The following is a 22,328-nucleotide window of genomic DNA, read 5'->3' as shown; positions in this document are numbered from 1 at the left end:
CGGCGCCTGTTTTTCGGTATGACCGGGTAAGGGCAATTCGTTGGTGGCTTTTTGCGATGATGGCGTACGGGGTTGATTCGGGCGCCTAGCGCTGCGTTCTCGCATCGAGGTCTGGATCCCCGCCTGCGCGGGGATGACACGAGGAGGGGAGTGATTGCTGATTTCTGATTGTAGATTGCTGATTTGGGGGAGAGGCAAGGTGTGTTTTGGCGGGTGGCAACACGTCCTGCCGGGTCTACGGGGTCGCGTTTGTTCGCTTGTCAGGAGGCGGGGCGCGATCTGAAGATGTAGATGGCCCAGCCAAGAGTGTCGCGTCCCCAGCGGAGGTATGCCGTTTTTGCCTTGTTTACGCGTTGGACCAGTTCGGGCAGGTCGGGGTCATCGGGATGGGTGCGGGCGTAGTCGGCGGTCGCGAACCATTGGAGGCCTTCATAGCTGTCCCAGTCGTCCTTGCTGCTGACGATGGTGTGGACGAGGTCCATTCCCCGCTTTTCTCCGGCTTCGGCATTGGCGGCGTGGGTGGCGAAGTCGTCTCGGGCGCAGCCGAGGGCGTCAAGGTACTCCGCTGAGGGTTCCTGTTGCCAGTACGGCTCTCCGACGATGACCCAGCCGCCGGGCTTTACCATGTTGATCAGGGCTTCGAGGGTGTTGGCGTGGCCTCCGAAGATCCAACTGGCGCCGATACACGACGCCAGGTCGAGGCTGTGCGGTTCGTCCGGCTTGTAATCCGCGCCATCCATCTGAGTGAAGGTGACGCCGGCACTGGGCGCCCGCGTTTGGAGCCTTTTCTGTGCTTCGGCGATGACGAAAGGAGAAACGTCGATGCCGATGCCACGAACGCCGTAGGCTTGCGCCAGGCGAATCAGGAATTCGCCCTTACCACAGGCGATGTCAACGACCCGGGCGTTGGTTGGGAGTCGCAACAGTTGCACGAGACGGGTCAGTTTTTCGTCGCTGGTGGGATTGCATATCAGGTGTTCACGGTGCGTGATGTCGTAGAACTTCCATATGTCCATGATTTTCAATCCTTTGACGGCGATCAGCCCGCGCGTGCCTGGGCGTCAGTCGATTTGTTCGCCTCCGATGAGTGCGGCGAGGAGGGTTCGCTGGAAGTGGAGTCGGTTTTCGGCCTGGTCGAAGACGACGGACTGGGGGGACTCCATGAGCTCGTCGGTGATTTCCATACCGCGGTAGGCGGGGAGGCAGTGCATAACGACGGCGTTGTCGGCGGCGGAGCGAAGAAGGTCGGCGGTGAGTTGGAAGCCCTTGAAGGCCTGGACCTTGCGTTCGCGGTCCTTTTCCTGGCCCATGGAGACCCAGGTGTCGGTGTAGAGGACGTGGGCGCCGTCGGCGGCGCGGCGCGGATCGTCGGATTGTTCGAAGGCGGCGTTTGGCGCGCGCTGGCGGAGGGATCGGACGAATTCGTCTTCGAGTTGGAAGCCTTGTGGGGCGGCGATGGCGAAGGCGACGCCGAGTCGTGCGCAGAGGGCGGCGAGGGATCGGGCGACGTTGTTGCCGTCTCCGACGTAGGCGAGCTTGAGGCCCTGGAGCGAGCCGAAGCGTTCGCGGACGGTGAGCAGGTCGGCCATGGCCTGGCAGGGGTGGCTGTAGTCGGTCAGGGCGTTGACGACGGGGACGGAGGCGTATCGGGCGAATTCCTCGAGGGCTTCGTGGCTGAAGGTTCGGGCGACGAAGCCGTCGCACATTCGGGAGATGACTCGGGCGACGTCCTTGACGGGTTCGCGGGCACCGAGTCCGATTTCGGCGTGGTTGAGGATAACGGGATAGCCGCCGAGCTGGACGACGGCGAGTTCGAAGCTGACGCGGGTTCGGAGGGAGGGTTTTTCCATGTAGATGGCGACGCTTCGGCGGGCGAGGCAGGGGTCGAGGGGGCCTGCGGCGAGGCGTTTTTTATCGGCGATGGATTTTTCGATGAGGCCCGCGAGGGTCGGACGGTCGTAGTCGAGGATGTTGATGAAGTGTCGGATCGGCTGCATGGGTTAGCCCTCCGCCGGCGTTTGGAGCAGGCCGTTCTGGCACTGGGCGAACGACTCGTCGAGGATGGCGACGGCCTGGTCGATCATTTCGTCGGTGACGGTCATGCCGGGCGACATTCGCAGGACGGTCTGCTGGGTGCAGTTGACTCGGAGTCCCCTTTCGAGTGCGGCGGCGACGATGTCATCGCCGGCGACGGAGAGTTCGACGCCGATCATCAGGCCGACCTGTCGGATCTCGGTGATGATGGGGTACTTTTCCTGGAGTTGTTCGAGTTTTTGGCGGAGGTAGGCGCCTCGTTGGGTGGCGGCTTGGAGGAGGTTTTCTTCTTCGATGGCTTCGACGACGGCGACACCGGCGGCGCAGGCGAGGGGGTTTCCGCCAAAGGTGGAGGCGTGGGTGCCGGGCTTCATGAGGTCGGCGAGTTGGGGTTTGGCGATGATGGCACCGAGGCTGACGCCGCCGCCGATGGCTTTGGCGAGGACGACGACGTCGGGCACGACGTCGTACTGCTGGTAGCCGAACCAGGTTCCGGTTCGCCCCATGCCGGTCTGGACCTCGTCGAGGATCAGGACCATGTCCCGCTGGTCGCAGAGGTCGCGGACCTTGTGGAGGTATTCGGCGTCGGCGATGTTGACACCGCCTTCACCCTGGATGGGTTCGAGGATGACGCCGACGGTCTGGTCATCGACGGCTTCGGCGAGGGCGTCGAAGTCGTTGAAGGGGACGTAGGCGAAACCGGGGACGAGGGGCTGGAATCCGGCGTGGGTTTTTGCCTGTCCGGTGGCGGTCATGGCGGCGAAGGTGCGGCCGTGGAAGCTTTTTTCCATGGAGATGATCTTGTGGCGTTGTCCGGCGCCCTTGAGTCGGGCGAGTTTGAGGGCGGCTTCGTTGGCTTCGGCGCCGCTGTTGCAGAAGAAGCACTTTCCGCCGAAGCTTCGTTCGGAGAGCATCCGGGCGAGTCGGGCCTGGGGGACGCTGGCGAAGGTGTTGTCGATGTGGATAAGCTCACCGGCCTGTTTCTGGACGGCCTGGACGACTTTGGGATGGCAGTGACCGAGTCCGCTGACGGCCCAGCCGGGGAAGAAGTCGAGGTATTCCTTTCCGTCGAGGTCCCACATTCGGTTGCCTTCGGCGCGGACGATGACGATGGGGAGTCGGCGGTAGTTGGCGATGACGTGTTTGGCGTAGAGATTCAAAACGTCGGAAGTGGTCAGGTCCATGATATACCTCGTTTCTCGTGATGCTTGTTAATGCCTGCTATGGTTTGTCTTTAGTGATGAGGGTGCCGATGCCCTTGTCGGTGTAGATTTCGAGCAGGAGGGCGTGGTCGATACGTCCGTCGATGATGTGGGCTCGTCCGACGTCGCCTTCGAGGGCGCGGAGGCAGGCGGCGACTTTGGGGAGCATGCCGCCGCTGATGACGCCTTCGTCGATGAGCTGTTTGATCTGGGCGCCGGTGACTTCGCTGATCTGTGAGTTTGGGTCGTTCAGGTCGCGTCGGATGCCGTGGGTGTCGCTGACGACGACGAGCTTATCGGCGGCGACGGCGGCGGCGACCTCGCCGGCGACTTCATCGGCGTTGACGTTGAGCTTTCCGCCGCCGAGGGCGTAGGCGATGGGCGCGATGACGGGAACGGTGCCGGCGTTGCAGAGGACCCGGAGGAGTTCGGCGTTGACGTGGGTGACCTTTCCGACGAGTCCGACGTCGATGCGTCGGCCCTCTTCCTGGAGGAAGACCTGCTCGCCGGAGAGGACGCCGCTGGAGAGGCTGTGGAGTCCCATGGCCTTTCCGCCCATTCGGTTGAGGGCGGCGACGAGTCGGGCGTTGATGACGTTGCAGAGGATGTGTTCGGCGACGGTGAGGGTGTTTTTGTCGGTGTAGCGTCGGCCCTGGACGAAGCGGGTTTCGAATCCGGATTCGGCGAGGGCTCGGGAGATTTCCTTTCCGCCGCCGTGGACGACGATGGGGTGGATACCGACGGTGGCCATGAAGAGGACGTCGGTGAGGATTTTTCCCTCGGCTTTGGGATCGTCCATGAGGGTTCCGCCCATTTTGACGACGACTCGCTTGCCGCGGAACTTCTGGATGTAGCCGAGGGCCTCGATGAGGGCTGCGGCTTTTGGAATGGCCTGCTCCAACTCTGGGTCTCCTAGATTATGAAACAAACCGTTGAGTCTATAGAGGGGAGGGGGTGGTGTCAATGGGATGAGAAGGCGGAAATGAAAAGTGAAAACAGAGGATACTGACGTGCCCAATGGGGAGGCTGGCGCCGGTTTGTTGCGGGCCTCGGCGGATTTCCTGGGGGATGGCACGGAGCGCGTGGAGTGAAGGGAACTGGGATTTCGGATTTGTCGGCTGGAAAAAGAGACAGGAGGCCACCGGTGAAGGCGACCTCCTGTCGGTTTAACGTTTGGTCAGGGATTAGCGTCGGTTGTAGCCGCCACGGCCGCCACCGCCGCCGTAGCCACCTCGGCCGCCGCCACCGCCACCGCCGTAACCGCCACGGCCGCCGCGATCTTCGCGCGGCTTGGCCTCGTTGACGGTCAGGGCGCGGCCGTTCTGTTCCTTGCCGTTGAGGGCGTTGATGGCCGCTTCGGCCTCCTCGTTGCTGCTCATTTCGACGAAGCCGAAGCCCTTGCTTCGTCCGGTGGAGCGGTCGGTGATGATCTGGGCGCTTTCGACGGTCCCATAGGGGGTGAACATCTGCTCGAGGGCGGCATTGTCCACATCGTAGCTCATGTTACCAACGTACAGTTTCTTGGCCATTGCAAAACTCCTGCATTCAGGCCTCTGGACCCCAGTTTTACTTTCGAGGTCTCTTCGAAAGGGGCCGACATTCCGGCCCAGAAGGTTTATAGGGTCGAGAGAAAGATTCAGGAGAAGCAGCACAGTCCACGCCTACCCCGAAGATTCGGTCGACTAAATAACCTCCTATATTATAGGCGACTTTGGGAGGAACGCCTAGAGAAAAGTCGATCTATTTGTCAGGGGTGGTTGGGCTGGAAGCGGACGGTTGGAGCGGCGGCGTAGTCGATGATGACACGGCCGTTAGAGGTGGGGTATTCGACGGGTTTGGCGCGTTCGAAGTCGGTGGGGCTGGAGCGGGAACGGGCGAAGGGGCCGGCGGGTTTGAGGTAGTGGTCGGCGTATTTGATGAGGATCTGTTCACGGTCGCCGAGGGAATGTCCGGTGTTGGCGACGGCGCGGCCGTCGACGTCGAGGGGGGTGAGGAATCGGCCGTCGACGTCGAGGCCGGCATGGACCATCCGCTGGAACTGGCCGATTTTGTGGACGACGGGGCATTTGTGGTCGTCGATGCCGTGGATGATGACGATTTTGAGGTCGGGATTGGCGAGGCGGAGGAGACGGCAGTGGTCGAGGCGTCCGAAGTCGCGGATTTCCTGGAGGTCGGGCGGGAGGTAGTTTGGGCTTTGCGGGTCGCGGCTGTATTTGGCGTCCAGGTCGCTGCCGAATTCGCGGAGGCCGTAGGCGATGCCGTCGGTGAGGCCGGGCATGCCGCAGATATCGACGCCACAGGCGAAGGTGTGGGGGGCGAATTTGAGGGCCATCTGGATGACGTTTCCGCCGCCGCTGACGCCCATGCCGAAGATGCGTCGCTGATTGAAGGCGGCGCGGCGGTCGAGGAGCCGGCGTCGGATGGCGTGGAGGGCGCGGATGGCGTCGACGGCTTGGAGGTAGCCGTGGTCGTAGGGGTGTATTTGTTCGCGCCAGGCGGGACCGCTCTGGAGGTAGTTGACGCTGAGGGCGACGACGTTGTATCGGTCGGCGAAGGTGCGGCACCACTGGAGGTAGTGGGGTTCGTCGTAGAGGCCGCCCCAGTTATGGAGGACGAGCATGAGGCCGGTGTCGGCGGTGAGACCGGCGTCGGGCGGCTGGACGAAGAGGTTGATTTTTCGGGGGCCGGGCAGGAAGGGCCATTCCTGGGCGTCGATCTGCAGGCGGGGTTCGAGCGGGGCTGGGGGTTGTGGTCTGGCGGTCACGTTGGGTCTCCTCTGGGGTTTGGAGGATAGCGGGTGGCTGGCGGTCGGTCAAGGGTTGGCGCGGAGGACGCGGAATCCGCGGAGGGGAGGGATTTCGAATTTCGGATTTCGAATTTGCGGGAGGCCTCGCTCCACCCGGGCTGGCGTGGTGGGAGGCGTGTGGGATCGGGTTTGAAGGGGTCGTTGAAATGGGCGGGTGGTTCTGCTAAACTTATGTAAATACCCCCACCGGGCTGATGCCCCTATGGGTGGGGGTTTAGGGTTGTTCGACGGCCGATCGACGGCAGGACTGGGTTTGAAGGAGACATTGGATGTCAGGACATTCCCACTGGGCACGGATCAAGCATAAGAAAGGGGTGACGGACTCGCGGCGTGGGAAGCTGTGGAGCAAGCTGGCGCGGAACATCATCGTGGCGGCGCGGGCTGGGGGCGGGGATCCGTCGATGAATTTGTCGCTTCGGTACTGCATCGACAAGGCGAAAGAGGCGAACATGCCGAACGACACGATCGACCGGGCGATCAAGCGAGGGACGGGCGATCTGGACGGGGCGAGTTTCGAGGAGATCACGTACGAGGGATACGGTCCGAACGGGGTGGCGATCATGGTGGTGGCGTTGACGGACAACCGGAACCGTACGGCGCCGGAGATTCGGAAGATCTTCGAGCATCGTGGCGGGTCGCTGGGCGGTCCGGGTTCGGTGTCGTGGATGTTCGAGAAGCGCGGGGTGATCACGGTATCGGCGGCGGACGCGACGGAAGAGCAGTTGATGGAGGCGACGCTGGAGGCTGGGGCGGAGGACATTCGCGAGCAGGACACGGTTTTTGAGATTCACTGCCCCCCCACCGAGTTCGAGAACGTCAAGAAGGCTTTGGCGGATGCGGGGATTGCGGTTCAGTCGGCGGACCTGACGATGCTGCCGCAGACGACGGTGGCGTTGGAGGGGGAGGCGGCGAAGAAGATGCTGGACATGATGGAGTTGTTCGAGGATCACGACGACGTCCAGAACGTGTATGCGAACTTCGATATTCCGGAAGAGCTGATCGCGGAGTCGGAGTAGGTAGAGAGAATTCAGAACTCAGTGGTCAGAACTCAGAATGCAGGCGCCGACCGCCTTTGGTGAGCGGCAGCAGGCATCCACGTCCAGTCAGGTTGGTGGGGATCAGGCGGAGCGGGATTTGGCGACGGTTTCGCAGCTACGCAGGTAGTTGGCGAATCGGGCGAGTCGCATCATGGTTTCCTGTCCGCGCGGGCTGTAGTCGAGTGAGAGGAACTGCATGCCGAACCGGCTGGCGCCGGGCGGGGCCTGGCCGTCGGTGTGTCGGGAGCGTGCCTGGACGAGGACGGGCTGTTCGGGGGTGGGCAGTTCGATTTCGAGGAGATAGCCGCGGTCGACCTGGATTCTGGCGTCGGTGGGCAGTTCGATCTGGGCGCCGCCGGCGCTGACGTCGATGAGTTTGCCGACGGCCAGCGGAGGGGCGGTTGGCGTCTGGCCGATGGCGGGGACGGAGTCCCAGATTTTGACGGCGAGGTCGAACTGGTCGGGGACGGCGGCGCGGTAGAAATGCCGCCGCTGCATCTCCTGGAGGCCTTCGGGCCATGCGAGGACGAAGGCGGTTTCCTGTTGTCCGTCGACCTCGACGGTCTTTTCGTCCATCACGGCGGTGACGAACATGTACTTTTTGTGTCCCTTTCGGAAGCTGCAGGGCAGAAGCTGGCCGGCGAGGAGTCGGTTGTTCCAGGCGCCGGGGAACTTTCGGATGAGCAGGGACTGGAGTTCGGTACCGCCGATGAATTCGGAGCCGAGTTCGATCCACTCCTTGGCCAGGCGCAGGGTGAGTCGGAGATGGGCCCTGGTTTCGATGGCCCACATGAGGTTTTCGTTCGACTGGTCCCAGGGAACGAGGATAGCGTACATGCGATTTCCCTCTCTGCTCTAGCTTTGCCTTTTGAGGCCGGTGCCGTCCTGGAGCAACATGCCCCGAAGGCGCGACTGGAAGTTGGGGTCCTGGCTTTCGGGGACGAATTCGACGCCGGTGACGAGTTCGGCCTTTTCGGTATCCATTTGTTTGTGGCAGATGGCGGCGCGGGTGACGAATTCGGGTTCGCGGACCGAGAGGCTGAATCGGAGTTGGACGACGTCGCCGATGAAGAGGTTGGAGTCGGCGTCTCCGGGCAGTCGGATGGACATGCCGCTGACGCTGATATCGCGGATCTGTCCGAGGACGGGTTTGTCCTGGTTTCGGTCCTCGGTTTCGGATCGCAGGTAGACGGGATAGGACTGGCTGGGGACGCTTCGGACGTAGCGTCTCCGCTGGAGCACCTGGATGCTTCGCGGGCGTGAGAAGACCATGACGGGCCCTTCGGTTGAGGTCTGGACCTCGACGAGATCGGAGACGGTGAGGTATCGCTGGTCGTCGAGGGAGATGACCAGTTGGTAGTACTGGCCGGGCATGGCGTGGTCCATCTCGGGGGTTTCGGAGTTGACCTTGAGATAGACGACGGTTTCCTCGGCTTTGAGCATTTTGCCGCTGGCCGACTGGAGATGGGTGTGGTCGATGGCCTCCGCCCAGACGGGCGAGTGAACCCGCACCGCCTGCTCGAGGACCCGTGAGGATTGTTTTTCGCCCAGTTCGTAAGAGTATCCGGTCATCTTCCCTCCACCTGCGAACGCGTTAAGTTTTGATGGGGCCAGACCGGGCGCGACCCCGGGCCCCCGCACGTCGATCCGGCTGGGTTTCCACCCGGACCGGTCGGCCGTACTCAGACCTCTAGCATGAACTTCGGCGATTGTGGGACCGTGCTTGACAAACCCGGGGGTCGGGCGGTCCAGAAGTGACAATGCTGACGCATCAGTTGAGATTGTAGAGGTTTCCATCACGGTTAAATATACAATTCAGGCTCGTAGATTGCCCAAATTGACGGGAAGCGTGTTGGCTATTCACGAGTACTAGTTGTAATTCATTGATTTTATTGTTAGTTTCGTCAAAGTGGCGATGTTTGTTTCTTTGGTTTCAGGGGGCTTGCCAAAACGGGTTTTGGGGGTTAGACTTCGCCGAAATCCGAGTGAGTGTGCGTTTCTGGTGTAACGGACGGCGGGTGAACCTCGCCTGCGGCGAGAACCACCCGCCCTACCACGACGGCAATACCATCTGGTCATGGAGACGATGTTATGGCGAAGAAGGGTAAGGGCAAGCGGATCGGGTACGTGGATTATCAGTTGGAGAATTTTCACGCCAACACGTATCTGAAGATCGTTCGGGAGGACCTGGCGAATCGCGGGTTCGCGGTCAGCGGCTGTGTGTCGATGGACCACGAGTCGGGTCGCGAGTGGGCGAAGAAGAACGACGTGCCGTACTTCGAGTCGGCGAAGGAACTGAACGAGCACGTGGACTGCTACGCGGTGCTGGCGCCGGGCCATCCGGAGGCGCACCTGGAGCTGTGCAAGATGGTGTTCCCGTTCGGGAAGACGACGTACGTGGACAAGACGTTCGCCCCGGACCTTCGGACGGCGAAGCGGATTTTCGCGTTGGCGGACAAGCACGGGGTGGCGATGCAGACGAGTTCGGCTTTGCGGTACACGAATGTGCAGGAGTACGTGGGGCAGGTCGGTCGGGACCACGTGCGGCACATGGTGGCGTGGGGTTCGGGGCGATCGTTCGGGGAATACGCGATTCATCCGGTGGAGCTGATGGTCAGTTGCATGGGCGCCAAGGCCCAGTCGCTGATGCGGCGAGGGAGCGGCGCGGAGTCGCAGTTGCTGGTGAACTACGCGGGCGGGCGGACGGGCGTGGTGAACGTGTACGTCAACAGCAACACGCCGTTCGCGGCGAGCGTGACGACGGAGCAGGAGACGAAGCTGATCACGGTGGACGGCGGTCGGATTTTCGTGGACATGGCGGCGGCGATTCTGGACCTGTTCGAGAGCGGCAAGCCGAACATCGACCGGTCGGAGAGTCTGATGATTCGGAAGATTCTCGACGCGGCTGAGGATTCGAAGGCGGCCAAGGGATTTGTGAGGATTTAGAAGAGAATTCAGTGGTCAGAACCCAGAATTCAGAATTCAGAATATGGAGAGTTCGCGATGGATGCGCCGATCAAGTGCAAGGTGGCGGAGTTTGACTGCACGAAGGAGTATTCTCCGGAGGAGTATTTCGCGTGCGGTGACGTGAAGGTGGTTAAGGGGGGCGCGGGGCGGTATCGGGAGGCGGAGGCGCGGCCGCTGTCGCGGTTTGGGTATCGATTTGCGATCGAGCACGTGGGCCGGCCTCACGTGGCGGTGATTCGGTATCCGGACGACAAGCGTCGGTTCATGGTGATTAACGACGGGACGTGCTACGACCTGTCGACGGGAATCTACACGGGTTTTACGACGCCGATCAGCGGGACGATGCAGACGATTCACCAGGTGTTCTGGCCGCGGTGGAAGGATTGCAGCATCGCGTTCATGACGTGGGGCCACGGGGAGCCGGCGGCGATCGAGAGCATTGAGGTTTACGAGTTGGAGGAGTTGCCGGCGCTGGCGTTGACGGCGCTGCAGAAGCGGCGGGATCGGCGGCAGTTCGGCATTCAATACGAGGACCCGTGCGGGACGGGGGCGAGCGAAGGGGCGATGACGTTTGAGACGTGGCTGGATCGGATGGTCGATTATGCCCAACACACGGGTCAGAAGATGCTGGCGTACCCGATCTGCTGGTATCACGGGCCTTGCTTCAATTCGGAGCGGGAGCCGTCGGACTGCTTCAGCGTGGTGGTGGCGGAGGACCGGCGTCAGTATACGGCGTGGACGAGCGAGCCGCCGGACTGGCCGGCGACGATTTTGAAGCGGTTCGAGCAGGAGGGGCTGGAGTTTCAGGGGGTGTTGACGCTGTTGCGGCTCGGGTCGCTGATGGGGAAGATGAACATCGACCTGGAGGCGATCAAGGGCGGGGCGGAGACGATCAACAACATGCTGTCGAACGACCAGGTCCAGGCGGGGACGATGGACTGGACGACGGTGTACAACACGAAGGTTTACGACGCGTTGGTTCCCCAGTACGAGAAGGTTTGCGGCGATTTGTCGGGGTTCGAGTGGGCGTACGGGGAGAAGCGATGCCAGCCGTATCACGGCGGTCCGATGTTCAATCCGCTTCACCCGGTGGTGCAGGAGGCGATCGTGGGGTTCATCGACGAGATCGCCCGCCGGTACGGGAAATCGCCGGCGTTCAAGGGGGTGGCGATTACGATGTGGGTGCCGACGATCATCTGGTTCGGGTCGGTGCACAGCGGGTACGACGACTACACGGTCGGTCTGTTCGAGCAGGAGACGGGGATCAAGGTGGACGTGGATGGAAAGGCCGCGGACCGGTTTTCGAAGCGGTACGAATGGCTGATGTTCTATTGCCGTGAGGCGTGGTTGGACTGGCGGTGCCGGAAGATCAAGGCGTTGATCGGTCGGATGCGGGACGCGCTGACGGCCCAGCGGAAGGATCTGCGGTTGACGCTGAACTGCTGGAGCGAGACGTTGGGGATCGCGTGGGGACGGGACCGGGCGTTCCACCAGATCTACGCTCGGCGAAGCCTGCGGCAGATTTATCGCGAGGCGGGGTTGGATCTGGAGATGTACCGTGAGGAGGATGGGATCGAGTTCGACGTCCAGTTCGAGGGGGGCGGTCGTGACCGGACTCAGTCGGAGTTCGAGAACTACACGCTGGAGATGAACTGCGGGTTCAAGGACTTCGATTTTCTGGATCGGGACACGCTGGGGTCGCTGGCGGAGCAGCGGAAGCCTGGCGTGCTGATTTTCAACGCGTGGCACGAGGCGTGGGGCAAGCACAAGTGGTTCGCGTGCGGCGAGGACGACGAGCAGGCGGATCGGCTGGCGTATACGTACGGGAAGAAGGCGGAGGGGATGTTCCGGATGAATTCGGAATATCCGCCGGACGGGTTCTGGTGGGATTCGCAGTTGCGGATCACGCCGGCGTTTCCGCCGGAGGTGCATTTTATGGAGCCGTACGCGCACGCGATGGCGGAATTGGACGCGTGCCGGATCACGCGAGGCGGGCTGTTTCTGGAGAAGGCGCACAGCGACCAGTTGCGTCGGTTCGCGCGGGCGTATCGGGCGCTGCCGGACGCGAAGTTCGAGACGGTGGGCGGGACGACCGATCCGGTGGCGGTGCGGACGCTGGTGCACGGCGGGCGGCGATACGTGTATTTGGTGAACCGCGAGTACTATCCGGTGGAGGTAGAGGTGGCGTTCAGCGGGTCGCCGAAGGAGTTGACGGACCTGTCGGACGGCAAGGCGCTTCGGGCGGGCAAGAAGTGGAATCTCGTGCTGGAGCCGTATCAGCTTTTGTCGGTCGGGCTGGATCCGGCGGTTGAGCCGGTGGGGTTTTCGGTGAAGGTGGCCGATCGGATCGTCAAGTCGTTGAGGGCGGAGGCGAAGAAGGCGCTGAAGGCGATCGAGGCGGTGGCCAGGAGCGGACGGTTGGTGACGGGGATGGATCGGATGGCGCGGGAGATCGGCGAGGCGTTGGAGCAAGGGCGGTATGCGTGGCTGCGGCATGCGCTGGTGAGCTACGTGGTGCTCAAGTGCCGGGAGTTGGCGGAGAAGGCGTGAGCGGGGCCGGAGGTTCCGCAGGTGGTCAGGCGTGGGTTGGGAGGGTGAAGAAGAAGGTGGCGCCCTGTTCGGGTTGAGATTCGACCCAGATTTTCCCGTTGTGTCGTTGGACGATGCGTTGGCAGATGGCGAGTCCTATTCCGCTTCCGGGGTATTTCTGGTGGGTGTGGAGTCGCTGGAATGGGACGAAGATTCGGTCGGCGAATTCGGGGGCGATTCCGATGCCGTTGTCTCGGACGGCGATGGTGACGGAGTCGGGATCGCGTCGCTCGGCCCAGACGTGGATGCGCGGGGGTTTGCCGCTTCGGAACTTGATGGCGTTTTCGAGGAGGTTCTGGAATATCTGGAGGATCTGGGTGGGGTCGGCGGGGACGGTGGGGAGCGGGTCGTGGGTGATCTGGGCATCGGTTTCGTCGATGGCGGCGTGGACGTTCCGGACGGCGCGTTCGAAGGCGTCGTTGAGGTCGGTGGGTTTTGGCGGCTGGCCTCGGGTGGAGATGCGGGAGTAGGCGAGGAGGTCCTGGATCAGGCTGTTCATTCGCTTGGCCCCGTCGGCTGCGTATTTGATGTAGGAGCGGGCGTCATCGTCGAGGCGGTCGTTGTAGCGTCGTTGGAGGAGTTCGACGAAGGAGGCGACGGTACGGAGGGGTTCGCGGAGGTCGTGAGAGGCGATGTAGGCGAAGTGTTCGAGGTCGGCGTTTGAGCGGGCGAGCTGTTCGGTGCGCTGATGCACGAGTTGGTCGAGCTGGTCGCGAGAGCGTTGGAGGGCCAGTTCGGCGAGCTTGCGATCGGTGATATCGGTGAGGGTGACGACGCAGCCGACGATGCGGTCGTGGCCGTCGCGGAGGGGCCCGGCGTTGACGAGCAGGTTTCTGCGTCCGTTATTTTCGAAAAGGGCTTCGGTGGCCTTGACGCCCTGGCAGAGACAGAGGGGGGCAGGATCGGTGGGGTTTGGTTTTCCGTTGTCGAGACAGAATCGCAGCGGGCGGCCGTCTTCGAGGTGGAGGGGGAAGAGGTCGTTGAAGGGCTGGAAGAGGGGGTCGCGGCCGCAGAGTTCACGGGCGGCGCGGCTGGCGCGGATGATGCGTCCGCGGTCGTCGCAGACGACGATGGGCTCGGTGGCCTGTTCGAGGATGGACCGGGCGAGTCGTTCGGCGGCGAGGACTTCGTCGCGGCGTTTCTGTTCGGTCAGGTCGGTGACGACGACGGCGACGGCGTCGAGGGTTTCGGCCTGGAGGGGACTGGCGGAGACGTGGACGGGAACGGTGGCGTCGTCGGCGAGTTGGAAGACGCATTCGGCGGTTTGGGCGGATTGGGCGGCGGCGCGGAGGAGGGCTTGGAAGGCGTGGCGGTCGGCGGACCCGAAGAGGGGCAGGATGGAGGAACCGATGACGTACTCGACGGGCAGGTGGACCATTTCGGCGAAGCGTCGGTTGGCGTAGAGGATGGCGCCGTCGGGGCTGAGGGTGACGGCGCCTTCGGTCATGTTTTCGACGAAGACGCGGTAGGGCCGTTCGGCGCCGGTGAGGGTGTAGACTTTTTCGCCGTCCGGGGCGGCGACGACGAGGGCGTCGATTTCTCCGTCGCGGATGGCGCGGAGGGTTTCCTGGGCTTCATCGGACGGGAGGTTGGAGATCGGGATGTTTTTTTCGTTATCGGTCATGGTCGGCGGATGCTCCGCGGAAGCGATAGAGAAAGACAGAATGAAAATAGAAAATAGCAAAGTGCAAAATGCAAGATGGGGCGTTGGCGGCCGGAGGGTGATTGGAGGTGCGAGCGGAGAACGGTGCGTCGGGACGACGCACCCTACGGGTATCTGTGTCGCGGGTCATGGTTTGTCCTCCCTGGGCAGGAGGTCGAGGCCGATGAGGAGTCGGTCCTGGTCGGCCATGGAGCCGATGATTTTTCGGAGGGGTTCGGGGAGTTTTTTGACGAGGGTGGGCACGGCGATGACCTGGTCGGCGCGGACCATTTCGGGATGCTGGTGGACGTCGATGACTTCGAGTTCGTAGCGGCCGGGCAGGCGTTGTTCGAGGACGCTGCGGATCTGCTCGATGGCGTGCATGGAGCGTTCGGTCTTGCCAGCGATGTAGAGCCGCAGGACGTACGGGTGGCCGGCTGCCTCCTCGGCGGCCCGTTCGAAGTCTCTGGTCTTGTCGTCGCGTTGCTTCGATGTCATTTGTATGGTCCCATCCTTTTTAAAGCGCTTCGGCCCTCATTGGCCGGGGCGCGTGGTTATCTGGGCCGCAGGTCCAGGCCGATCAGGACGCGTTCCTCGTTGGACAAGTCGCCGATGATTTTTCGCACGGGTTCGGGGAGCTTTCGGACCAGAGTGGGAATGGCGAGGATCTGGTCGCCCTGGGCGAGCCGGGGGTTTTCGAGGAGGTCGATGACCTCGATGGTGTACTTGCCCTGGAGGTGCTCCTCGCAGATTCGTTTAAGGTTTGCGAAGGCGGTCAGGGACTTTGGGGTCTGTCCGGCGACGTAGAGTCGGAGTTCCCAGAAGTCGCGGTCGGTATCGCTTTGGTCCGCGGCGGCGGTTTTTGCTTTGTTGTCTTTATCGGCGGTCATTTCTTTTTTCCTTTGTTGGCGCTTTTCGCACGGGCCGGCTGCTCGCGGCCGTGGTTGGCGATGTGGCGGAGTTTTGCGATGTCGCGGCGGTCCTGTTGTAGAATATCGGCGCGGGTTCTTTGCTGTGCGATGGCCTGCTCGGTTTCCTGCTGTTCACCTTCGAAACGAGCCTGGAGGAGGGCGATCTGTGCGTCGAGCATTCGTCGTTTGCGGTCGAGTTCGCGTCGTTTGAGGTCGATCTGTTGACTTGCCTCGGCGGCCTGGGCCTGTTCGATCGCCTCGCGGCTGACGCGTGCCGAGCCGGTGAGGGCGCCGGCGGGCCCGATGTAGGGCTGGATGAAACGGACGCCGTCGGCGGAGAGGGTGTATTCGCTGAGCTGGTTGGAGTGGGACATGCCGCGGGACTTGAGGACGTAGGCGACGCGGTTTCGCTCGCCGCTGCATTCGACGCTTCGGAGGAGGATCCAGGTGTCGACGAGGGAGGAGACGGCGGCGTTGGAGCCTTCGATGGTTTCGCCTCCGTGGGTGAGGCTGGTCATGACGGTGGTGATCCGCTGGGACTTGAGGTAGTCGGTGACGCGGGTGAGGAGCGACTTGATGTCCGCTTCGGCCCCGATGGCCAGGTAGTTGGTGATGGGGTCGAGGACGACGGCGTCGGGTTTAAATTCCTCGACGAGTCGGTGGATGGTCAGGAGGTGCATTTCGAGGCCGTAGAGGGTGGATCGCATGGGTTCGAATCGCAACAGGCCTTTCTTGAGGCATGGCTGAAGGTCGAGGCCGATGGAATGCATGTTGCGGACGATCTGGCTGGGGGATTCCTCCATGGGCAGATAGAGGCATCGGCCGCCGTCTTGGCAGAGTTTTTTGGCGAAGTGGGCGGCGAAGGTGGTTTTTCCGGTTCCGGCGGTACCGGAGATCAGGATGGTGGAGCCGCGGTAGTAGCCGCGTCCGCCGAGCATCAGGTCGAGGCCGGCGACGCCGGAGGAGATACGGTCGGTGGAGACGACGTGGTGGAGGCCGATGGAGGTGATGGGGAGGACGGAGATTCCGCGGTCGCCGATGAGGAAGGGGTATTCGTTGGTGCCGTGCGAGGAGCCGCGGTATTTGACGACTCGGAGTCGGCGGGTGGAGATTTCGTCGTGGACTCGGTGGTCGAGGACGATGACGGCGTCGGCGACGTATTCTTCGAGGCCGTAGCGGGTGAGGGTGTTTTCGCCGCGTTCGGCGGTGATGACGGCGGTGAGGTCGCGTTCCTTGAGCCAACGGAAGAGGCGACGGAGTTCGGCTCGGAGGATGGAGGGGTTGGTGAATCCGGAGAAGAGGGCTTCGACGGTGTCGAGGACGACTCGTTTGGCGTTGACCTGCTGGACGGCGAGGGCGAGTCGGACGAAGAGGCCTTCGAGGTCGTATTCGCCGGTTTCCTCGATTTCGCTGCGTTCGACGTAGACGAAGTCGATGGCGAGCTTGTTTCGGCGGACGAGATCGTTGAGGTCGAAGCCGAGGGAGGCGACGTTTTTGGTCAGGTCCTCGGCGGTTTCCTCGAAGGCCATGAATACGCCGGGTTCGTCGAACTGGGTGATGCCTCGGACGAGGAACTCGCTGGAGAAGAGGGTTTTTCCGCTGCCGGGTTCTCCGGCGACGAGGGTGGGCCGGCCTTTTGGGAGTCCGCCGAAGGTGATCTCGTCGAAGCCGATGATGCCAGTGGGCGCTTTGGGCAGGGCTGAGGGTTCGGAGGTGCGTTTTGTTCTCGCCACGTTCATTTCCTCCCGGTCCGGCTTCGTGGGCCGGCGATAGAGGCAGCCATTTCGCCCGCGGTTGCCGATTGGGGGATCAGGAACCACGCACTTGCGCCGTTCGTGAGTACCGCACCCCATTCGGCTTGTTGTCGCTGCGGCCGCCGAAACGTCCGTGGACGCGGCGGGCGACGACTTTCCCCACGCTGTGAACCGTTGTCTCAGACGCCCCGAGATACCGGTCGGCATGAGACAATTGACAGAGATTCTAGGGGAGATCGGAGGTATAGTCAAAGGAAAAGCCGGGGATGCCGCGTGCGGAGGCGTTGGCTGGGAGGTGGAATTGGAGGGAAGGATAGCGCGTTGGAAGTCAGGTGAATCGGCCGGGAGAAAGGCCCCGCTCCCTGACGGTCGCAGTTCTTTGGGAGGCGTTGCGGCGGTTTTGGGTCCGACGGACCTCCGTCACCTGGTGCAGATGACGGCGGAGACGCTCATGGAGGGCAGCTCGACGGTGAGGCGGCCGTTGGCGATGGCACCCTGCTGGGTTTCCTCAGCCGTCTGATCGACGCGGCGCGGGTCGTCCTTGCTTTTGTCGGCGGGCGTGATGGTGTGGCGGGTGAATTTGGCGCTGCCTTTGCCGACGATTTGCGGACCCCATTCGACGGTCATGGGGTTGACGGTGTGGTTGACGACGAAGATGACGCGATGGCCGTCTTTCTCGACGACGAGGCGGTTGGGGTCGGAGGCTTGCGGGATGACCTGCCCCCCTACCGTCCGGCTGAAGAGTTCGTAGGTGCGGGCGGAGGGCATGAGCTGGTAGCCGAGGCTTTCGTCCCAGGTTTGCATGCCGGGCAGGCCGTAGCTGCGCTGGTTGTAGTGGATGATGCCGAAGTTCTGGGAGTCGAGGTCGTGGATGCAGAGGATTTCGACACGCGGGTCGGCGGCCATTTCGATGAGGTATTTGGCGAGGTCGAGGGCATAGCCGAAACGGGGTGAGAGGTCCCAGTAGGGTCCGGTGCCGGCCATGTGGAACTCGGTGATGGCGAATCGCGGCTGGAAACCGTACTGGCGGACGAGTTTGTCGGCGGCGTCGACGATGGCCCGCCATGAGTAGTGGAGGGTGAAGCGGACGTTGGGGTCCTTGTTGAGGCCGGCGTCGCGGCAGGCGGCGAGGACGGTCTGGGCCCATTTGTAGAAATCGCTTTTTGGGTCGCGGAGGCTGTTGTCGCCGAGGGTGATCCAGATGATCGCGTTGGGATCGGCTTGGCGGATGGCATTGGTGAATTGGATGGCGACGTCGGCGTAGTCGGCGGCGGGGTAGCCGCTATATTCCTCATTGCCGAGTTCCCAGTGTCGGACGGCATAGCCGCGTTGGGTGGTTTTTTTGACGAGTTGGGCGAGGGCGTCGGCGGCGGCTGAGCGTTTGGAGGGGTCGGGGGTGGCCTCCTTGGCCCCACGGCGGTCGGACGCGCCTTCGGTGAGGCGGTACATTTTGCCGTCGGCGAAGTAGAGGAGCGTGTTGACCTGGAAGAGCGGTTCGATGTTGGTCTGCATGCAGAAGTCGAGCCATCGCCAGATGTCGGGATAGACCTTCTTGTCGGACTGGGGCCAGAGGGCGAATTGCTGGACTTCGAGCATGGCCTGGTCATTGTCGGGGATGAATTCGTGGGCGAACCATCCGCCGGGATAGCGGAGGACGCCGATGCCGATTTGCTTCATGAGGTCGGCGAATTCGGCCCGGCGGGATTCGGGGGCGTCGGCGGGCAGGGAGCCGTAGTAGAAGCCGCAGTCGTTGAACTGGAGGTTGGCCCCGGCCAGGAGGGGCGAGACGGTATGCGGTTCGGCGAGGGCGGCGCTGGCACAGAAGAACCCGGTGACGATGGCGGTCAGCACACAGGGGATACTCTTCATTTTCAATGCTCCCATAGCGAGTTTTCTGTTGGTCGAAGCAACGGCACCCGCTGATGAAGGCGGCTATTCATCGTTCGGCAGGCAGCGGATGAGATTGATGCTGTAGGACGGGACGGTCAGCGTCAGCCCTTTGGGTCCGATGTCGCCTGTCTGCTGTTCGTGTCGGACCGCGTCGGCGCGGAGCGGATCGCCCGGATAGGCGGATCGGCCGAGGGCCTGGGCTGAGGCCTCATCCTCATCGGTCCCCCCTTCCGGTCTGGTGCTGGGGATGAGGGTTTGGCATTCGAATCGGGCGGCGCTTGCTCCCACGATCCGGCGGCTCCATTCGACGGTGGTCGGGTTGACCGTGCGGTTGATGAAGAAGATGCGGCGTTCGTTGTCCCGTTCGACGACGAGTCGGTTGGCGTCGGTCACGTCGTCTTCGATGATGCGGCCGCCGATGAGTTTGCCGAAGAGTTCGTAGACGTAGGCGGAGGGCATCGACTGGTAGCCCAGCGAGGCGTCCCAGGTTTCCATTCCGGGCGGGCCGTAGCTTCGTTGATTGTAGTGGAGGATGCCGAAGTTCTGGCTGATCAGTTCGTGGATGCAGAGCATCCGCACGGCGGGCAGCCTGACCATGCTGATCAGATAGGGCGCGAGTTCGAGGGCGTATCCGAAGCGGGGGCAGAGGTCGGAATAGTCGCCGAGTCCGGCCATGTGGAATTCGGTGACGGCGAATCGCGGTTTGAAGCCGAAGCGTTTGACCATGTCGGTGTACGCGTGGATGTATTCCGGCCAGACGTAGTGGAGGGTGAAGCCGAGGTTTTTGTCGTCGGTCAGGCCCGCTTTTCGCAGTTGGGCGAGCACCTCCTGCGACCAGGGCGGGATGGTCTGGCGGTCGGATTCGGAGCAGAAGTTGGAACCCAGGGTCACCCAGATCATCGCCTGTGCGTCGGCTTGGCGGATGGCGCGGATGAACCGGATGGCGATATCGGCGTAGTCGGAGGGTTTCATGCGGGGATAGCCGTATTCCTCGTTGCCGAGTTCCCAGTGGTTGAGGGAGAAGCCTTTTTCGCGGACCTTGACGACGAGTCTGGTGAGGGCCTCAGCGGCGTCGGCGCGTTTGGCGGGGTCGAGCTGCACGGTGGGCGGGACCAGGCTTTCGGTGCTGCCGGCTTCGGTGAGCTGGTAGACCTTCTCGCCGTCGGTGTGGAGCAGCATGTTGACGTGGAAGACCGGGATGGTGCCGGTTTCCTTGCAGAAGTCGAGGAACTGCCAGAGCGTGACGAACTTGTTGGGGTCCCCTTCCGGATAGCCGCTGGCGCCGAGGACCGAGCGCATGACCTCGTCGTTGTCGGCGAGGAAGCTTGAGTTGCCCAGCGTGCCGCCGGGAAACCGCAGGAGCCGGATTTCGCGATCCTGGAGGAGTTTGGCGAATTCGGCCCGGCGGGATTCGGGGTGCGACGCCGGCAGGGTTCCGTAGTACAGGCCCGCCATGTTGAACATGGCGTTGGCGCCGGTGGCCGCGGGGGAGACGCGGGTGCGGTCGGCGGTGCAAGCGCCGCCGAGGGTGAAACCGACTATCAGTCCGGCCAGGATGTTGAGTCCGCGCATCGGTGCTCCTTTTAGTTCGTAACGATTGCGGCAAGCGGCCTTTCGGCATCTTGCGATCTGGCGACAGAAGTGAACGCTACTCCCAGTACCAGTAATCGGCCCGTGAGCCCGGGGCGTATTCCACGTGCCCGTCGAGGAACGAGATGTTGCATCCTCTCATGCTGATGGGATCGAGGTGCCAGAGGTATATGACGTCCTTCATGTAGGTGGTTCGGGATGGCTGGGAGAAGGCGGTCAGCATCCAGCCGTTCTGGGCGAGTTCGGGGTAGACCATATAGGACGATCGGCGGCCCCAACCGTCCCAGGTGCCGTCGTACGGGCAGCGGAAGATGTGGTCGACCTTGCCGGGCACCAGTTCGATCTGGAGGCTTTTGGCGATGTACGGAACCAGTTGATCGACCCAGAAGCTCTGGTTGTGCTGCGGCTCGGACCATGCGGCGGAGGTCCACGGCACCGGTGGAAGCCGATCGTGATTGTCCTGGGCGTAGAGCAGCGTGGCCTGCCAGAGCGACCGGAGATTTGTCTCGCACATCAAGTCCTTCGTCCGTTTGCGGACGCTGGCCAGGGCGGGCAAGAGGATGGAGACCAGGACGGCGATGATGGCGACGACGACGAGGAGTTCGATGAGGGTGAAGGCTTTGGCGTTTGGCGGCGAATGTTTTGGATGGTCGGCGTTCATGGCCTGCTCCGAGTTTTGGACTTCTATGGTTTGATGCTCTTTGCGGCGACCTGTCCGGAGGTTCGGCGGCGGTTGGTTGCGTGCGAGCCGAGTTCGCGGACGGTCATTCGCTCGACGAGGCGGTGCGGATGGATTTCGTTGGTCGGGTCGCCGGCGAGTCGTCCTTCGAGTCGGTCAACGGCCCGTTGGACGGCCCGGCGGCCCATGCCGTAGCTGTCCTGGTCGATGGTGGTCAGCGGGACGGTCAGGGCGCGGGCCAGGTCGAGGTCGGCGCAGCCGATGAGGGATAGATCCGTGGGGACGTCGAGGCCGGCGGCGATCAGGCCGCGGATGATGCCCACGCATTCGGTGTCGTTGATGGCAAAGATGGCAGTGGGAAGCGGCTGGCTGAGGCTTTCGATCCATTGGGTGACGCGGCGTTCGACGTCGATTTCCCATCGGTCGCCGGGTTGATGGATCGTTTGGACGACCGGCTGGAGGCCGGCCTGGACCATGGCATTGGCGTAGCCGTCTCGGCGGGCGGTCACAGCGGAGTTCGGCCACTCGCTGCTGGTCAGGTGGACGATGCGGCGATGGCCGTGGGCGAGGAGGTGGTTCGTGGCGTCCAGGCCGATCTGGAAGTTGTCGTTTTCGACAGTATCGACGGGCAGATCGCCGAGGCGGGTGTCGACCATGACGACGACGAAGCCTCTGGCGATGAGTTCTTCGACCTGGCGGCGGCACTGGTCGCCGCCGATGTGGCAGAGGACGACGGCGTGCGGTTCGGTCTGGGCGAGTCGTCCGAGGATATCGGTCTCGGCTTGGAGGTCGAAGTCGGAGTTGGCGACGAGGAGGTCATAGCCGAGTTGGCGGGCGCACTGTTCGCCGCCGCGGAGCATTGAGCCGTAGAAGCTGTGGCCGACGTCGGGGATGACGAAGGTGACTTTCTGCGCGGCGGTTTGTTGGGGTTCGGCGAGGAAGACACCCTTGGCGCGTCGGCGGATCAGGAGGCCTTCGGCGACGAGGTGGTTGATGGCTTGGCGGATGGGACCGAGGCTGACGCCGAACTGTCGGCTGAGGCCGACTTCGGTGAAGAGCAGGTCGCCGGGTTGATGGGCGCCGTCGCGGATCAGGGCCTGGATGCCGTCGCGGATCTGGCTGTGAAGGGGCACCGGGCGGTTGGGGTCGATCTGAAACGGCGTCATGATTTGGCGTCCTTTTGTCGCGAGTCCGCGTCTTTGCCTATATGTATAAATATATATACAA

19 protein-coding genes are annotated in these 22,328 nt (G+C 62.7%); 3 read left to right on the top strand and 16 right to left on the bottom strand.

Translation table 11 applies throughout. The features are described from left to right. Nucleotides 1–260 precede the first annotated feature (260 nt). From GXY33_16710 to GXY33_16685, 6 genes are all read right to left on the bottom strand, one after another. Entirely contained in the window at nucleotides 261–1,016 is a 756-nt protein-coding gene (locus GXY33_16710) for a class I SAM-dependent methyltransferase (GenBank protein ID NLX06780.1), read from the bottom strand. 45 nt (nucleotides 1,017–1,061) lie between these two features. After that, a complete protein-coding gene (gene argF / locus GXY33_16705) occupies nucleotides 1,062–1,997 on the bottom strand; it encodes an ornithine carbamoyltransferase (protein NLX06779.1) in 936 nt (311 codons plus the stop codon). 3 nt (nucleotides 1,998–2,000) lie between these two features. Further along, nucleotides 2,001–3,218, bottom strand: coding sequence for an aspartate aminotransferase family protein (locus GXY33_16700; GenBank protein NLX06778.1), 1,218 nt, complete (start codon nucleotides 3,216–3,218; stop codon nucleotides 2,001–2,003). 37 nt (nucleotides 3,219–3,255) lie between these two features. Further along, complete coding sequence (gene argB / locus GXY33_16695) at nucleotides 3,256–4,137, bottom strand: acetylglutamate kinase (protein NLX06777.1); 882 nt, start codon at nucleotides 4,135–4,137, stop codon at nucleotides 3,256–3,258. A gap of 283 nt (nucleotides 4,138–4,420) precedes the next feature. After that, on the bottom strand, nucleotides 4,421–4,765 hold the full coding sequence (locus GXY33_16690) for an RNA-binding protein (protein ID NLX06776.1): 345 nt from the start codon (nucleotides 4,763–4,765) through the stop codon (nucleotides 4,421–4,423). 218 nt (nucleotides 4,766–4,983) lie between these two features. After that, nucleotides 4,984–6,000: a DUF2920 family protein gene (locus GXY33_16685; protein ID NLX06775.1), complete on the bottom strand. Its 1,017-nt coding sequence runs from the start codon at nucleotides 5,998–6,000 to the stop codon at nucleotides 4,984–4,986. 311 nt (nucleotides 6,001–6,311) lie between these two features. On the opposite strand from GXY33_16685, the gene GXY33_16680 reads away from it, so the two are divergent. After that, nucleotides 6,312–7,058: a YebC/PmpR family DNA-binding transcriptional regulator gene (locus GXY33_16680; GenBank protein ID NLX06774.1), complete on the top strand. Its 747-nt coding sequence runs from the start codon at nucleotides 6,312–6,314 to the stop codon at nucleotides 7,056–7,058. A 102-nt stretch (nucleotides 7,059–7,160) separates the two neighbouring features. Here GXY33_16680 and GXY33_16675 read toward each other — a convergent pair whose 3' ends face one another. Continuing rightward, nucleotides 7,161–7,916 (bottom strand): PilZ domain-containing protein, encoded by a 756-nt coding sequence (locus tag GXY33_16675; GenBank protein NLX06773.1) that lies wholly within the window; start codon nucleotides 7,914–7,916, stop codon nucleotides 7,161–7,163. Between the two features lie 18 nt (nucleotides 7,917–7,934). Continuing rightward, nucleotides 7,935–8,651 carry a PilZ domain-containing protein gene (locus tag GXY33_16670; GenBank protein ID NLX06772.1) on the bottom strand — a complete coding sequence of 239 codons (717 nt, stop codon included), beginning with the start codon at nucleotides 8,649–8,651 and terminating at the stop codon, nucleotides 7,935–7,937. Between the two features lie 519 nt (nucleotides 8,652–9,170). Here GXY33_16670 and GXY33_16665 point away from each other — a divergent pair. Beyond that, a complete protein-coding gene (locus GXY33_16665) occupies nucleotides 9,171–10,025 on the top strand; it encodes a Gfo/Idh/MocA family oxidoreductase (protein ID NLX06771.1) in 855 nt (284 codons plus the stop codon). A gap of 57 nt (nucleotides 10,026–10,082) precedes the next feature. Beyond that, nucleotides 10,083–12,596 carry a hypothetical protein gene (locus tag GXY33_16660; protein ID NLX06770.1) on the top strand — a complete coding sequence of 838 codons (2,514 nt, stop codon included), beginning with the start codon at nucleotides 10,083–10,085 and terminating at the stop codon, nucleotides 12,594–12,596. Between the two features lie 25 nt (nucleotides 12,597–12,621). On the opposite strand, the gene GXY33_16655 is transcribed toward GXY33_16660, so the two are convergent. The 8 genes from GXY33_16655 to GXY33_16620 form a co-directional block, all read right to left on the bottom strand. After that, on the bottom strand, nucleotides 12,622–14,259 hold the full coding sequence (locus GXY33_16655) for a PAS domain-containing protein (GenBank protein NLX06769.1): 1,638 nt from the start codon (nucleotides 14,257–14,259) through the stop codon (nucleotides 12,622–12,624). Between the two features lie 165 nt (nucleotides 14,260–14,424). Continuing rightward, on the bottom strand, nucleotides 14,425–14,775 hold the full coding sequence (locus GXY33_16650; GenBank protein NLX06768.1) for a hypothetical protein: 351 nt from the start codon (nucleotides 14,773–14,775) through the stop codon (nucleotides 14,425–14,427). Nucleotides 14,776–14,831: 56 nt separating this feature from the next. Continuing rightward, nucleotides 14,832–15,167 (bottom strand): circadian clock protein KaiB, encoded by a 336-nt coding sequence (gene kaiB, locus GXY33_16645; GenBank protein NLX06767.1) that lies wholly within the window; start codon nucleotides 15,165–15,167, stop codon nucleotides 14,832–14,834. Further along, nucleotides 15,164–16,927 carry a circadian clock protein KaiC gene (kaiC, locus tag GXY33_16640; GenBank protein ID NLX06766.1) on the bottom strand — a complete coding sequence of 588 codons (1,764 nt, stop codon included), beginning with the start codon at nucleotides 16,925–16,927 and terminating at the stop codon, nucleotides 15,164–15,166. Before kaiC ends, kaiB begins: the two co-directional genes overlap by 4 nt. A gap of 435 nt (nucleotides 16,928–17,362) precedes the next feature. Continuing rightward, nucleotides 17,363–18,811, bottom strand: a complete 1,449-nt coding sequence (locus GXY33_16635) for a hypothetical protein (GenBank protein NLX06765.1) — start codon at nucleotides 18,809–18,811, stop codon at nucleotides 17,363–17,365. 63 nt (nucleotides 18,812–18,874) lie between these two features. Beyond that, the gene (locus GXY33_16630) at nucleotides 18,875–20,404 is read right to left on the bottom strand and encodes a hypothetical protein (GenBank protein NLX06764.1); all 1,530 of its coding nucleotides are present in this window, start codon (nucleotides 20,402–20,404) and stop codon (nucleotides 18,875–18,877) included. A gap of 76 nt (nucleotides 20,405–20,480) precedes the next feature. Then, nucleotides 20,481–21,083 (bottom strand): prepilin-type N-terminal cleavage/methylation domain-containing protein, encoded by a 603-nt coding sequence (locus tag GXY33_16625; protein ID NLX06763.1) that lies wholly within the window; start codon nucleotides 21,081–21,083, stop codon nucleotides 20,481–20,483. 23 nt (nucleotides 21,084–21,106) lie between these two features. Further along, nucleotides 21,107–22,267 (bottom strand): GntR family transcriptional regulator, encoded by a 1,161-nt coding sequence (locus GXY33_16620; protein NLX06762.1) that lies wholly within the window; start codon nucleotides 22,265–22,267, stop codon nucleotides 21,107–21,109. Nucleotides 22,268–22,328: the final 61 nt, after the last annotated feature.

The organism is Phycisphaerae bacterium (assembly GCA_012729815.1).
Taxonomy (GTDB): domain Bacteria; phylum Planctomycetota; class Phycisphaerae; order JAAYCJ01; family JAAYCJ01; genus JAAYCJ01.
This window is presented reverse-complemented; position numbering and strand designations above follow the sequence as displayed.

Coding starts and splice junctions, on each gene's coding strand:
- GXY33_16625 (NLX06763.1), bottom strand. CDS start 21,083: ATGAACGCCGACCATCCAAAACATTCGCCGCCAAACGCCAAAGCCTTC.
- GXY33_16665 (NLX06771.1), top strand. CDS start 9,171: ATGGCGAAGAAGGGTAAGGGCAAGCGGATCGGGTACGTGGATTATCAG.
- GXY33_16680 (NLX06774.1), top strand. CDS start 6,312: ATGTCAGGACATTCCCACTGGGCACGGATCAAGCATAAGAAAGGGGTG.
- GXY33_16660 (NLX06770.1), top strand. CDS start 10,083: ATGGATGCGCCGATCAAGTGCAAGGTGGCGGAGTTTGACTGCACGAAG.
- GXY33_16650 (NLX06768.1), bottom strand. CDS start 14,775: ATGACATCGAAGCAACGCGACGACAAGACCAGAGACTTCGAACGGGCC.
- kaiB (NLX06767.1), bottom strand. CDS start 15,167: ATGACCGCCGATAAAGACAACAAAGCAAAAACCGCCGCCGCGGACCAA.
- GXY33_16630 (NLX06764.1), bottom strand. CDS start 20,404: ATGCGCGGACTCAACATCCTGGCCGGACTGATAGTCGGTTTCACCCTC.
- GXY33_16700 (NLX06778.1), bottom strand. CDS start 3,218: ATGGACCTGACCACTTCCGACGTTTTGAATCTCTACGCCAAACACGTC.
- GXY33_16675 (NLX06773.1), bottom strand. CDS start 7,916: ATGTACGCTATCCTCGTTCCCTGGGACCAGTCGAACGAAAACCTCATG.
- GXY33_16635 (NLX06765.1), bottom strand. CDS start 18,811: ATGAAGAGTATCCCCTGTGTGCTGACCGCCATCGTCACCGGGTTCTTC.
- kaiC (NLX06766.1), bottom strand. CDS start 16,927: ATGAACGTGGCGAGAACAAAACGCACCTCCGAACCCTCAGCCCTGCCC.
- GXY33_16690 (NLX06776.1), bottom strand. CDS start 4,765: ATGGCCAAGAAACTGTACGTTGGTAACATGAGCTACGATGTGGACAAT.
- GXY33_16620 (NLX06762.1), bottom strand. CDS start 22,267: ATGACGCCGTTTCAGATCGACCCCAACCGCCCGGTGCCCCTTCACAGC.
- argF (NLX06779.1), bottom strand. CDS start 1,997: ATGCAGCCGATCCGACACTTCATCAACATCCTCGACTACGACCGTCCG.
- GXY33_16655 (NLX06769.1), bottom strand. CDS start 14,259: ATGACCGATAACGAAAAAAACATCCCGATCTCCAACCTCCCGTCCGAT.
- GXY33_16670 (NLX06772.1), bottom strand. CDS start 8,651: ATGACCGGATACTCTTACGAACTGGGCGAAAAACAATCCTCACGGGTC.
- GXY33_16710 (NLX06780.1), bottom strand. CDS start 1,016: ATGGACATATGGAAGTTCTACGACATCACGCACCGTGAACACCTGATA.